The organism is Nocardia sp. BMG111209, from assembly GCF_000381925.1.
Taxonomy (GTDB): Bacteria; Actinomycetota; Actinomycetes; order Mycobacteriales; family Mycobacteriaceae; genus Nocardia.
The window spans coordinates 1,652,669-1,666,505 of record NZ_KB907308.1; the positions used below are offsets into that span (position 1 = coordinate 1,652,669).

At 70.8% G+C, this 13,837-nt stretch carries 8 protein-coding genes; 5 read left to right on the plus strand and 3 right to left on the minus strand.

Translation table 11 applies throughout. The features are described from left to right. Positions 1 to 221 precede the first annotated feature (221 nt). From G361_RS0130940 to G361_RS0130955, 4 genes are all read left to right on the plus strand, one after another. The gene (locus G361_RS0130940) at positions 222 to 3,080 is read left to right on the plus strand and encodes an SWIM zinc finger family protein (RefSeq protein ID WP_231387138.1); all 2,859 of its coding nucleotides are present in this window, start codon (positions 222 to 224) and stop codon (positions 3,078 to 3,080) included. Beyond that, positions 3,077 to 4,180, plus strand: a complete 1,104-nt coding sequence (locus tag G361_RS0130945) for an AAA family ATPase (protein ID WP_019931018.1) — start codon at positions 3,077 to 3,079, stop codon at positions 4,178 to 4,180. Before G361_RS0130940 ends, G361_RS0130945 begins: the two co-directional genes overlap by 4 nt. After that, positions 4,177 to 6,540, plus strand: a complete 2,364-nt coding sequence (locus G361_RS0130950; protein ID WP_019931019.1) for a DUF5682 family protein — start codon at positions 4,177 to 4,179, stop codon at positions 6,538 to 6,540. The genes G361_RS0130945 and G361_RS0130950 overlap by 4 nt, the downstream gene beginning before the upstream one ends. Positions 6,541 to 6,730: 190 nt before the next feature. Then, complete coding sequence (locus G361_RS0130955; protein ID WP_019931020.1) at positions 6,731 to 7,945, plus strand: VWA domain-containing protein; 1,215 nt, start codon at positions 6,731 to 6,733, stop codon at positions 7,943 to 7,945. Between the two features lie 310 nt (positions 7,946 to 8,255). On the opposite strand, the gene G361_RS0130965 is transcribed toward G361_RS0130955, so the two are convergent. Beyond that, positions 8,256 to 10,772, minus strand: a complete 2,517-nt coding sequence (locus G361_RS0130965) for an ABC transporter permease (RefSeq protein WP_019931021.1) — start codon at positions 10,770 to 10,772, stop codon at positions 8,256 to 8,258. A gap of 3 nt (positions 10,773 to 10,775) precedes the next feature. Continuing rightward, positions 10,776 to 11,546: an ABC transporter ATP-binding protein gene (locus tag G361_RS0130970; RefSeq protein WP_026343716.1), complete on the minus strand. Its 771-nt coding sequence runs from the start codon at positions 11,544 to 11,546 to the stop codon at positions 10,776 to 10,778. Positions 11,547 to 11,647: 101 nt separating this feature from the next. Here G361_RS0130970 and G361_RS45525 point away from each other — a divergent pair, with 101 nt between their 5' ends. After that, positions 11,648 to 12,370, plus strand: coding sequence for a phosphatase PAP2 family protein (locus tag G361_RS45525; protein WP_196814663.1), 723 nt, complete (start codon positions 11,648 to 11,650; stop codon positions 12,368 to 12,370). Here G361_RS45525 and G361_RS0130980 read toward each other — a convergent pair. Continuing rightward, positions 12,367 to 13,734 carry a serine/threonine-protein kinase gene (locus G361_RS0130980; RefSeq protein WP_155981868.1) on the minus strand — a complete coding sequence of 456 codons (1,368 nt, stop codon included), beginning with the start codon at positions 13,732 to 13,734 and terminating at the stop codon, positions 12,367 to 12,369. The genes G361_RS45525 and G361_RS0130980 overlap by 4 nt on opposite strands. Between the last annotated feature and the right edge of the window lie 103 nt (positions 13,735 to 13,837).

Here is a 13,837-nt window from a genome sequence, read left to right on the forward strand (position 1 = left end):
ACCCGAAGTGGGTGGCCCGGGTTGAACCGAACAGAACAGAATGCCAGATGCCTTCTCATGCGGCAAGGGTTCTTGACGCCACCAAACCCGCACCGCGCCATGGCAATTGATCAGCAATCGATATCGCGCGCACCCTGCGGAGTCACCGGATCGGGCGGTGCCGGATTCTTGTCGGTGGCTTCCGATACAAATCCGGGCAAGCGAGCGGAGGGGGAGCGACGATGACCACAACTGCCACCGGAGTGGACACCATGAGCTGGACCGCGGATCGGATCGCCGCCCTGGCGCCGGACGCCGCCTCCCTCACCGCCGCCCGCAAGCTCCGCGGCCGATGGAGCGGCACCGGTCGGCACGGGGCGGCGCTGTGGGGCCTGTGCGGAGGTAGCGGATCGACGCCGTATCGCACGATCGTGGATCTGGACGGACCGGCCTACCGCTGCTCCTGCCCGAGCCGGAAATTCCCCTGCAAGCATGCCCTCGCCTTGCTGCTGGCCTGGTCCGACGGCATCGTGCCCGAGGCCGGCGCGCCCGCCGACTTCGCCGCCGAGTGGCTGGCCGCGCGGGCCACGCGCGCCGCGAAACCCGTTGCGGCCGTGGATCGGACACCCAAGCAGGCCACGGTCGAACAGCGCCGGGCCCGGGTCGCCGCGGGGCTCGCGGATCTGGACGTGTGGCTGTGCGATCAGATCCGCACCGGGCTGGCCCAGTCCGACCGTTCGTTCCGGGCCTTCGAGACCATGGCCGCGCGGATGGTCGACGCGCAGGCGCCCGGGGTCGCGGCGGCGCTGCGGCAACTACCGCACATCGTCGTCGTCCGGCCCGACTGGCCGGTGGTGCTGTTGCGCGAATTCGGCCGCCTGCATCTGCTGGCCACCGCGCACCGGCGGCTGGACGAACTGACGCCCGCACTCGCCGCGAGCGTGCGCACCCATGTCGGCTATCCGGCCGTCGCCGAGACCGTGCGGGCGCAGCCGCCGGTGCGCGATCGCTGGATGGTGCTGGGACAACGGCAATCCGAGGAGGATCGCCTGTACACGCGGCGAGTCTGGTTGCGCGGCCGGGAATCCGGCCGCTGGGCGACGATCGTCGACCACAGCTTCGGCAGTCCTGCCTTTCCGCCCGATATGCCGCTGCCCGGCACGATGCTCGACGCCGACCTGCACTTCCATCCGGCCGCCGCACCCCTGCGTGCCGTCTGGGGCGCCCGGCACGAGGTCGCCGAGCCGTTCACCACCGTGCCGGCGGCCCGTGCGGCCGGGATCGCCACGGCGCTACGCGAGCACGCCGCCGCGCTCGGCGCCGATCCGTGGCTGCGCGGATGGCCGGTGCTGCTGCCGGAGGTGGTGCCGGTGGTGACCGAAAACGACTGGTACGTCCGCGAATCCGACGGCCACGCGCTGCGGCTCGCGCGGTTCGCCGAGGCGCCCTGGTCGCTGCTGGGGGTGTCCGGCGGTCATCCGGTGGCGGTGATCGGTGAGTGGACCGCCGACGGGCTGGTGCCGATCTCGGTGTTCACCGCCGGCGACATCGTCGGCATCACCGCCGATCCGGTGTCCGGGGCGCCGGGCGACACCTCGGCCGATCCGATGTCGACGGCACTGCTGGGCACCGCCCGCCGCGGGGTCCGGACGGCGGAACTGCCGGCGCCTGTCGCGGCGGCGGCAGCGCGTTTCTCCGGCGATCCGGCCGCGGTCCTGCTCGACATCGCGGTCGTGCACGATCTCTTCGCCCGGGGCGCGATCCTGCCGGAATCCGTCCCCGCGCCCGAACCGGCCACCGACGACGAGCGCCTGGTGCTACCGCAGGCGGCCGCCGCCCGGCTGGCCGAACTGCTCACGAGCAACTCCCCGTTCCTGCCCGAATGGTTCGAGGCGGCCGAGCGCCCGGCGTTCCGGGCCCCGGACGCACTGGCCGGCCTGGTTCTGGACCAGGCACGCACCCGGACGGAGTTACGGGAGACGCTGTTACGGCTCGCGGGCACCCGCGGCACGTGGCTGGCCCGGCAGAATCCGGCCTGGCGCACCCTCGTCCGGACCACACCGGAGGGCGCCGACGTCTGGTCGCACGGCCGGGCCGCCGAGCGGCGCGTCTGGCTGAGCACGCTGCGCGCCCGCGATCCGGAACGTGCCCGGGAGACGCTGGCCGATTCGTGGCGGCGCGAACCGGGTCCGGTGCGTGCGGAGTTGCTCGCCGTACTGTCCGACGGGCTCACCCTCGCCGACGAACCACTGCTCGAGTCCGCCCTGGACGATACGCGCGCGGAGGTGCGGCTCGTGGCGGCGGAACTGCTTGCCCGCCTGCCCGATTCGGCCTTCGGCCGGCGCATGGAGTTACGGGCGGCGCAGTGGCTGCCGTTATCCTACGGGCAACTCTCGGTGCGCATACCGCCGGAACCGGATGCCGGCGCGCGGCGCGACGGGCTCGCGGCCCGGCCGAGCGGCGCCGGCTACCGTCTCGGCGGCCTGCCCGACGCCCGCGCCGAACGCTTGCACCGCCTCGTCGCCGCGACCCCGTTGCGGTATTGGCGGTCACTGTCGGTGACCCCGGCCACCGCGGGTGAGGTCGAACTCGACGACGGCATGCTCGCGCCTTGGTTCGCCGGACTGGCCGAGGCGGCCCTGGCCCAGCAGGACACGGCCTGGGCCACCGCCCTGTTCGACCTGTTCGGCAAGGCGCCGACGCTCGGTCCCACCGTGGAGGTGCGCCGGGAGTTGTTCGCGCTCCTGCCCGCCGACGATCGGCTGCGACGCCTGCGCGCACTGGACAGCAGCTGGCTGGCCGAACTGGAACTCCTGGTTCCCGCGATGCCGCGACCGTGGCCGGTGCCGCTCGCCGACCATGTGATCCGGCTGCTGCTGGATCGCGCCCACCTGGCCACGGCGCGGCCCGGCGCACCCGGCCTGTCCCCCGTCTCCTACCGCAGCCTGTTCCACGCGGCCGCGGTGAATTTCCCGACCGATACGGCCGACACCGTACTGGTCGCGGCTCGCCGCTGCGGAGATCCGCAGTGGGAGCGCGCCTTCGAACACCTCGCCGGCGACCTGACCCTACGCAAGACCATGCTCGAGGAGCTGCGATGACGACGACCGAAACCACTTCCGGCGACCTGCTGCGCCCGCACGCCGAACAGGCCTTCGCCGAGGAACTGCGCGCACTGGCCGCGGTCGACGACCGGCCCCGCCCGCCGTCGTGGCGGCTGTCGCCCTGGGCGGTGGTGACCTATCTCCTCGGCGGGGTGCTGTCCGACGGCACGACCGTCAGCCCCAAGTACGTGGGCCCGCGCCGATTGCTGGAGGTGGCGGTGGCCACCCTCGCCACCGACCGCGCCCTGTTGTTGCTCGGTGTGCCGGGTACGGCGAAAACCTGGGTCTCGGAACATCTTTCGGCCGCCGTCTGCGGCGCCTCGACGCTGCTGGTGCAGGGCACCTCCGGCACCGCCGAGGAGGCGATCCGTTACGGCTGGAACTATGCGCGGCTGCTGGCCGAGGGGCCCAGTACCGGCGCGCTGGTCCCGTCGCCGGTCATGACGGCGATGCGCCTGGGTTCCATCGCGCGGATCGAGGAGCTCACCCGCATCCCCTCCGATGTGCAGGACGCGCTGATCACGGTGCTGTCCGAGAAGACCCTCCCGGTACCCGAACTCGGCACCGAGGTGCAGGCGGCCAAGGGGTTCAACGTGATCGCCACCGCCAACGACCGCGACCGCGGGGTGAACGAACTGTCGTCGGCGCTGCGGCGGCGGTTCAACACGGTCGTGCTGCCGCTGCCCGCCACCGAGGACGAGGAGGTGGCGATCGTGACCCGGCGCGTCGAACAGCTCGGCGCCGCACTGGAACTGCCCGCGGTACCGGCGGCCGCCGAGGAGGTCCGGCGCGTGGTGCGGGTGTTCCGGGAACTGCGCTCCGGCATCACCGCCGACGGCCGCACCAAACTCAAATCGCCGTCGGCCACGCTGTCGACCGCGGAGGCGATCTCGGTGCTCACCAGCGGCCTCGCTCTCTCCGCGCATTTCGGCGACGGCGTGCTGCGGGCCGCCGATGTGGCGGGCGCGGTCCTGGGCGCGGTGATCAAGGATCCGGTCGCGGACGCGGTCGTGTGGACCGAATATCTGGAGGCCGTCGTCCGCGAGCGCGAGGGCTGGTCCGATTTCTACCGCGCCTGCCGCGAGGTACACGAATGAATGACGCCGACCCCTGCCCACCGGCCGAGGACCCACCCGAGACGAGGGTTTTCGGCATCCGGCACCACGGCCCCGGTTCGGCGCGTTCCGTGCGCTTGGCGCTGGAACGCTTCCGGCCCGACGCCATCCTCATCGAGGGTCCGGCGGACGCCGACCCGCTCATCGGCTATGTGGCCGCCGACGGGATGGCACCGCCGGTCGCACTGCTGGCCTATGCGCCCGACACCCCGGCCCACGCCGCCTTCTGGCCGTTCGCCGTCTTCTCCCCCGAATGGCAGGCGCTGCGCTACGCCGTCGACAACGGTGTCGCCGTGGGCTTCTGCGATCTGCCCGCCACCATGGTCCTCGCCGCCGACGCCGGGCCCGGCGACCGCACGGACCCGCTCGCCGAACTGGCGGCCGCCGCCGGCTACGACGATCCGGAACGCTGGTGGGACGCCGTCATCGAATCCACCGCGGACGCGGACATCTTCGACGCCCTCACCGAAGCGATGACGGCCCTGCGTGAACCCGTCCCCGAGGCCATGCTCGGCCCGACCGCGATCCCGGCCGATCCACTGCCACCACACGCCCCGGCGGACACGCCCCTCGATCCGAATCCGGGCGATCAGCGGTCCGAGGCGGCGGACGCTGCGCGGGAGCCGGTGCACGACAACGGTTCCCGGATCGACCTGCACACCCTGCGGCGTGAGGCGTACATGCGTCAGGTGATGCGGCAGGCGCTCAAGGGCGGGGCCCGGCGGCTGGCGGTGGTGTGCGGAGCGTGGCACGCCCCGGCACTGGCCGGGAAACTCGGCCCGGCGGTCGCGGATGCCCGGCTGCTGAAGGGACTGCCGAAGACGAAGGCCACGCTGACCTGGGTGCCCTGGTCGCATTCGCGGCTGGCCGACGCCTCCGGCTACGGGGCCGGCATCACCTCGCCGGGCTGGTATCACCACCTGTTCACCGAGACGGATCGACCGATCGCACGCTGGCTGACGAAGGTCGCCGGACGACTGCGGGCCCAGGACCTACCCGTGTCCAGCGCGCACATCATCGAATCCGTCCGGCTGGCGGACACTCTGGCGGTCCTGCGCGAACGTCCCCTGCCCGGCCTGTCGGAGGTGACCGACGCGACCCGCGCGGTGCTGTGCGACGGCGACGAGTCGCTGCTGCGCCTGATCGGCGCCGATCTGGTCGTCGGCGAGGCGCTCGGATCGGTCCCCGACGACGCGCCGACCGTACCCCTCGACGCGGACCTGCGGGCCCAGGCCCGGACGCTACGGCTGAAACAGCAGGCCCACGAACAACTTCTGGACCTGGATCTGCGCAAGGATCGCGAGGTCGCGCGATCACATCTGCTGCATCGCCTGCGGCTGCTCGGAATCGACTGGGGTACACCCACTTCCAGTGAGGTGCGCAGCACCGGCACCTTCCGGGAGACCTGGGCCCTGCGCTGGGAACCGCAACTGTCGATTGCCGTCGTCGAGGCCTCGCGCTGGGGTACCACCATCGCGGCGGCCGCCCGGGCCAAACTTCTCGACGTCGTCGCCGACGAGGGCGCGACGGTCGAAACGGTCGGCCGCGCGCTGGAATCGGCACTGCTGGCAGCCCTCGACGACGCGATCGAAGGTCTGGTCGCACGCCTGGAATCCGTTGCGGCACTGGATCACGACGTCACCCATCTGCTGGCGGCACTGCCCGGGGTGATCCGCACGCTGCGCTACGGCGATGTGCGGGGCACCGATGTCGGGGCGCTGGCGCGGGTCGCCGACGGTTTGTTGATCCGCATCTGCGCCGGCCTGGCCGGGGCGGTCACCGGCCTGGACACCGACGCCGCGATCGCCGTCCGCACCCTGCTCGACGCGGCCCACCTGGCCATCGCCACCCGCGACGACGCCCACGCCACCGGCACCTGGCTCGCGGCGCTGCGCGCCTCGGCCGATCGCACCGACGTGCACGGCGCACTCGTGGGCCGTATGGTCCGGTTGCTGTGCGACGCAGGCATTTTCGACGACGCCGAGGCGGCCCGCCGAGTGTCGGCCGCCCTCTCGATCGGCCACTCCCCCGCCGAGAAGGCCGCGTGGATCGACGGCTTCCTCGGCGGCCGCGGCCTGCTCCTGGTCCACGACGCCGAACTGCTCGGGCTGGTCGACACCTGGCTGCGCAGCCTCGACGACGATCAGTTCACCGCCACCCTGCCCCTGCTGCGCCGCACCTTCGGCAGCTTCGAAGCCGGTGAGCGCCGCGCGATCGCCCAGGCCCTTCGCGGCGGCGCACGGACGGCCGCCCACACCGCCACGGCATCGGCCGAGCACGATGCCGAACGGGGCGCCCTGGCCCTCACCGCCGCCTTGGACATCCTGGTGGTCGCCCGATGAACGAACCGGCCTTGCTCCTCCGCTCCGATCAGGCGGCCGACGGTGTCGCGAAGCCGTTGGGCCGCAAGGGAAAACACGCGGTTCCGGCGATCGGACCACGGTACTCGCCGACGCGACCCGCACGGACCGGCGCGACCGAACACCGAACTCGGCCACGGCATCACCGGCATCGGAGAAAGGAAGTCCAGCGATGAGCGACACCTCGGACAACCCCGTCGCAGCAGCTCCGCACCCGGATCCCGACGACGAAACACGTTCGCGCCGTTGGCGACTGGTACTCGGCGCCCCGGCCGAAGCCGGTCTGGGCGGCCTGGATTCGGCCGACGATGTGGCGATGGATCGAGCGCTGTCGGCCCTGTACAACTCCGACGAGCAGACGCCCGGCGAGAAACGCTCGGCGGGACTGGGCGGTTCGGCGCCCAAGGTGGCGCGCTGGCTCGGCGACATCCGCAACTATTTCCCGTCCACGGTGGTGGAGGTGATGCAGCGCGACGCGGTGGAACGCCTGCACCTGACCCAGTTGCTGCTGGAACCCGAACTGCTCGAGGCGGTCGAGCCGGACGTGCATCTGGTCGGCACGCTGCTGAGCCTGAACCGGGTGATGCCCGAGACCACCCGCGCCACCGCCCGCGTGGTGGTCGAGAAGGTGGTGCGGGAGATCGAGCGCCGGATCGCGGATCGCACCGTCGCGGCCGTGTCCGGCGCGCTGGATCGCGCCGCGCGGACCACCCGTCCCCGGTTACGAGATATCGACTGGGACCGCACCATTCGCCGCAACCTCGCGCACTACCTGCCCGAGCAGCGCACGGTGGTGCCGGAGCGCCTGGTCGGCCACGGCCGCAAGTCGAATGCGGTGCGCCGGGACGTGGTACTGGCGATCGACCAGTCGGGGTCGATGGCGTCGAGCGTCGTCTATGCCTCGGTGTTCGGGGCGGTACTGGCGTCGATGCGATCGTTGCGGACCTCGCTGGTGGTGTTCGACACGGCGGTCGTCGATCTCACCGAGGACCTGCACGATCCGGTGGACGTGCTGTTCGGCACCCAACTCGGCGGCGGCACCGATATCAATCGCGCGATCGCCTACTGCGGGCAACTGATCACCCGGCCGGCCGACACGCTGTTCGTCCTGATCTCCGACCTGTACGAGGGCGGCATCCGCGACGAGATGCTGCGCCGGGTGGCCGCCATGAAGGAGGCCGGTGTGCAGGTGCTGGTACTCCTGGCCCTGTCCGACGACGGCGCGCCCGCCTACGACCACGACAACGCCGCGGCGTTGGCGGCATTGGGGGTGCCGGCCTTCGCCTGTACCCCGGACGCCTTCCCGGAACTGCTCGCCGTCGCACTGGATCGCGGTGATGTGGCCGGCTGGGCCCGGACCGCGGCCCTGCGGCACGGGACGCACTGAACGAGTTCACAACGACACGAGGCGCCGTCCGCGCGGTTGCGTACCGCACCGACGACGCCTCGCACCGGGGTCAGCGGAGACCCGGCCTGCGGGCCGGGAATCCGTGGCCGGCAATCAGCCGCCGACCATCAGCGTCAGCAGCTGCCCGGCCGCACCCATACCCTTGGTCGCCAGGTCGAGAACTACGGTGAGAACCTCCATGACCGATCTCCTGTCCGAGCATCGTTGGAACAGACAAAAGAGACAGCAGGCGGAATGCTACCGCTGTGAACCGGTCGTTCTACCAGAACTGGGTCACCGGCGCGCCGCCCTACAGATCGGCGATCGCGGCCAGGGGTGGCGTGCGAGCGGCCCGGATCGCCGGCCACAACGCGGCCAGCACCCCGACCACGCCGGCGCCGACGAGCATCAGCACGACCTGACTCCACGGCACCGCGATCGTGCCCAGCCCCAGATCCCGCAGTGTGCGCAGGAATCCGACCCCGAGCCCCAGCCCGAGCACCACACCGACCACGGCGCCGAACACCGCGATCAGCATCGATTCCAGATAGATGGCCCGCCGCACCTGCCGTCGCATCGTGCCGACCGCGCGCAACATGCCGATCTCCCGGCGCCGCTCCACCACCGACAGCGCGAGGGTGTTGACGATGCCGAGGATCGCGATCACCACCGCCAGCGCGAGCAATCCGTAGAGGATCGCCAGCATGGTGTCGACCTGTTTACCCTGCGCGCCCTTGAACTCGTCGCGGTTCTCCACCTGCACGACCACATAGGGTGCAGTCGCCTTCTCCAGTCCGGTCCGCAGCGTGCCGAGGTCGGTGCCGGGCGCGGCGGTGATCAGCACCACCACATCGGTGCGGAACGCCACCGGCATCACCTGGTCGTACAGCGCGGGCGCGATCACCAGCGGACCGAGCAGCTGGGTGTCCTTGTAGATGCCGGACACGTTCAGCGTGAACTTCTTGTTGTCCACACTGGTCAGCACGACACTGTCGCCGGCATGCCAATTGCGGTCCGCGGCTTCGGTTTCCGAGACCAGGATATCGGTGTCGCCGAGAGTGCCGGTGCCGCGGCGGATGTCGTAGTTCAGCACCCGATTCATCGAGCCGTCGGGCGAGATACCGGTGATCTGATCGTCGCCGGCCTTCATCGCCACGCCCCGGAACGACACGACATCCTGTACGCCCGCAACGGATTTCGACGCCTGCGCGGCGCCGGGCGGCACGCCGATCAGCTGTGGCCCGGCCAGCAGGTAATCGGCCTTCACCCCCTTGTCGACCAGTTCGCCGACGCTGGCCTTGGCGGAGGATCCGAGCATCGCGATCGCGGTGACCAGCATCAGCCCGAGGGTGAGGGCGAATGCGGTGGCGGCGGTGCGGCGCGGATTGCGCACGGCGTTGTTGTGCGCCATCCGCCCGATCGCGCCGAACGGCCGCACCAGCACCCCGAGCGCGCCGATCATCGGCCGCGACAGCGCGGGCGAGGCCAGCAGCACCGCGAAGATCAGCGCCACCGCACCGATACCGACCACGATCGCGGCATTGCCGCCGGTGCCGCGCGAGGCCGGGATCACCAGCGCCACACCGAGTATCGCGAGTATCGCACCCGCGATCGTCCGCATCCGCAGCGAGTCGCCGACCGAGGCGAACTCCTCCCGCATCGCCTCGACCGGTGGGATCCGCGCCGCCCGGCGGGCCGGCGCGTAGGCACTGACCACCGTCACCACCAGGCCGACGCCCAGCGATACCAGCACGGTCCGCGGCAGCACCTGCATGGTGCCGGTCGGCAATCCCAGATGGAACGCGTTGAGCAGCGCGGACAACCCGAATGCGAGTCCGACGCCGCAGCCCAGGCCGATCGCGCTGCCCAGCAGTCCGATCACCGACGCCTCGGCCACCACCGATCCGCCGACCTGACCGCTGCTCGCGCCGATCGCCCGCAACAGCGCCAACTCCCGCAGCCGCTGCGCGACGATCATCGAGAAGGTGTTGTAGATGATGAACGTGCCGACCAGCAGCGCGATCGCGCCGAAGGCGAGCAGGAAGTAGTTCACGAACTTCAGCGCCTGCCCGACCTGTGCCTTCAGATCGGCCCGGACCTGCGCACCGTCGAGCACCTTGTAGTCGGGCAGCGTCTTCGCGATCCGGTCGCGCAGCGCGTCGGCGTTCACCCCGGGCGCCGCGGCCAGATCGACGAAGGCGACGTGCTGCCCGTCGGTGAACAGCTGCCGCGCCTGCGCGTCCTGGAACAGCAGTCCGATGTAACCCCCGGAGTCGGAGGGCAGTTCGTAGATCCCGCTGACGGTGACATCGACGATCCCGTGCGAGGGCACCAGCACCTTGGCCTTGTCACCGACCGCCAGCCCGGCCCGATTCGCACCCCCGACATTGATGGCGATCTGCCCCGCGGCGGGCGCGGCCCCGTCGACGAATTTCTGCGACGGCGAAACCGACTGCTCCGGCGGCAGATACGACTGCCCGAAGGTCGGCGCGCCGCCGGTCTGCACCGCGTGCCCGTCCTTCAGCAGCACGGTCGGGCCCTGCACCGCCGGCGCCACGGCCCGCACGCCGTCGGTCGCGGTGAGCTGGGTCACCACCTGTTGCGGAACGCCGAGCGACTGCCGCTCCTTCGGCGACACCCGCACATCCACACCCTTGGCCTGATCGCCGAAGATGCCGTCGAAAGTGTTCTGCAGGGTGTCGGTGAACACGAACGACCCGGCGATGAAGGCGGTGCCCAGCACCACCGACAACAGGGTCAGCGCCAGCCGCACCTTGTGCGCGGCGAGGTTGCGCAGGGTGACCCTGCGCATCGGGGAGGCGGCCATCGCTTACTTCTTCTCCATCGACTTCATCCGCTCCAGCACCGAATCGGCGGTCGGATCCCGCAGTTCGTCCACGAGGCGGCCGTCGGCGAGGAACACCACCCGGTCGGCGTAGGAGGCGGCGTGCGGCTCATGTGTGACGATCATCACGGTCTGACCGAATTCGTCCACCGCCGCGCGCAGGATCGACAGCACCTCGTTGGAGGAGCGCGAATCCAGATTGCCGGTGGGCTCGTCGCCGAAGATGATGTCGGGCCGGCCGGCGAGCGCCCGCGCGCAGGCCACCCGCTGCTGCTGTCCGCCCGACAGCTCACTGGGCCGATGGCTCAGGCGATCCCGCAGGCCCAGCCGCTCGATGACGGTGTCGAGCCACTGCGCATCGGGTTTGCGGCCCGCGATATCCAGCGGCAGGGTGATGTTCTCCAGCGCCGTCAGGGTCGGTACCAGGTTGAACGCCTGGAAGACGAAACCGATGCGGTCGCGCCGCATCCTGGTCATCTGCTTGTCCGAGAGGCCGGTGAGTTCGGTGTCACCGATGTGGACCGTGCCGGAGGTGGCGCTGTCCAGCCCGGCCAGGCAGTGCATGAGCGTCGACTTGCCGGAACCCGAGGGGCCCATGATCGCGGTGAACTCCCGCTGTGCGAATTCGGCTGATACTCCGTCCAATGCCCGGACCTGGGTGTCTCCCGATCCGTACAGCTTCACCAGGTCTGTCGCGCGTGCCGCGGCGGTGATTGCGCCAACGGCAGTTTCGGTGCCAAGAGCTTCGGCAGTCATGCCCACCAGTGTTGCGGCCCGTCGGCGTACGCGCCATCGGGGTTGTCCCCCAATCATGAGCGGGACCGGCCGCCGGCATCGTCGTTTGTATGCTGGCCGGCATGGTTCTGCTCGTCTTGGCACTGGGTATCGCCGTCGTGACCGTGGTGCTCGTCCGCCGCGGCGTGCTGCGCTGGGCGGGCGGCCTGGCGCTGGCCGTGATCGCGTTGCTGACCGCCGGCGTGGCGGAACTCACCGACAATGTGGTCGACCGCGACGGTGCCACCGGTATCGACGCGACCACCCTCGACTGGGTGATCCCGCACCGCACCGGATGGCTGACCGCGATCGCGAAGACGATCAGCGATCTGGGTGACACCACCACGATGGCCGCGGTGGCGATCGCCGCCTGCGCGTGGTTCGCCTATCGGCGGCGGTGGCCGCAGTTCCTGCTGACCGGCGTCGCGGCGGCCGGTGCGGGCATCATCGTCCTCGCGCTGAAGACGATCGTCGGCCGGCAGCGACCGCCGATGGTGGACCGCCTGGTCCTCGAGACCAATCAGTCCTACCCGTCCGGGCACACCCTCGGCTCGACCGTCGTGATCGGCGTGCTCACCGCGCTGGTGGTGCTGGCGATGCGGCGACGGTCCGCCGCGGTCGCGGCCGTGGCGGCGGCGACCGTATTCGTCCTGCTGGTCGGGGTGTCGCGGCTGTACCTGGGCGTGCACTGGCCGACCGATGTGCTGGCGGGCTGGGCGATCGGCGCGCTGTGGACGACGGTGTGCGTGGCCGGCTATCTGCGCCTGCGGCGGCCCGCCCCGGCCGCCACCGCACAACCGGCCTAGCTGCGGGGGCCCGGCTGCGGCTGGTGGGTCAGCGTCGGAGCCGGCCCGGCCGGGTGATGCAGCGACGAGGACGTGTTGTTGTTGTTCGACATCGCGCCGATGATCGCCAGCACGATCAACAGCAGCACCACGACCACCGCGATGATCCCGATGATCAGCCCGCCATTCGACTTCCGCCGCTGCGGCATCGGCCGCGGCGGCTGATAGTACGAACCGCCGGACTGGGGCTGCGGATAGCGCGGCGCCGACTGGTACACGGGCTGCGGCGCCGGAGTGGGCTGCCGCATCGGCTGCGGAATCGGATTGCCCGGCCCGGTCATCGGCCGCGGCGCGATCGGATTGGCGGGCCCGGTCGAGGGCCGCGGCGCCACCGGATGTCCGGGTCCGGTCGACGGCATACCGTGCGCGGGACCGGTCGACGGCATGCCGTGGCCGGGTCCGGTGGTGGGCATCCCGTGCGCGGGCATACCGATGGTCGGCATCGACGGGCCGGTGGACGGCCGCGGCGCCACCTGCTGATGCGGTGCGCTGGACTGCGCGAGCGCCCGGCGCGCGGCGGCGGCGAATTCCGCACAGGTGCCGAATCGCTCGTCGGGTCGCTTCGACATTGCCTTGACCAATATGCCGTCCAGCGCCAACGGCAGCCCGGACCGCACACTGCTCAAGGTCGGTGGCGGCGACTGGAGATGGCCGCGGATGACCGCGGCCGGATTCGGCGCGGAGAACGGACCGCTGCCGGTGAGCAGCCAGAACAGGCTGCACGCCAGCGAATACTGGTCGGCGCGGCCGTCCAGCGAGGCGCCGGTGAGCTGTTCCGGCGAGGCGTACGCCAGCGTCGCGGTGAAGGTTCCGGTCTGGGTGAGATGGCCGCCGTCGTCACGCAGTCGCGCGATACCGAAGTCGGTGAGGTAGACCCGCTCGCCCTTACCGCCGGTGGACCGCGCGAGCAGCATGTTGGCCGGTTTCACGTCACGGTGCAGCACCCCGTTGCGATGCGCGTAGTCCAGCGCCTCGGCGACCTCGGCGATGATCTGCACCGCGCGCTCCGGCGGCAACCGCTTCGGATCCACGCTGGCGGCATCGATACCGTCGATGAACTGCATGGAGATCCACAGCTGACCGTCCTCGAGCCCCCGGTCGTACACGGTGACGATATTCGGATGATCCAGCTGCGCGACCAGATCCGCCTCACGCTCGAAGCGCGCGCGAATCTCGTGGTCGGACACCATCTCCCGATTCAGCAGCTTCAGCGCCGTCATCCGGGGCAGGCGAGGGTGCTTGGCCAGATACACCTGACCCATACCGCCACGGCCGAGCAGCCGCTCGATGACATACCCAGCGAAAACGTCACCGTTGGTCTGCATCCCCGCTCCCAATTCCGGTGCCGCACATCCGCCGCCGATGCGCGGCAAGTACCGCATGAACAACCGGCCGTCGTCACTGCCGACCGCCGAACACGGCCCACCA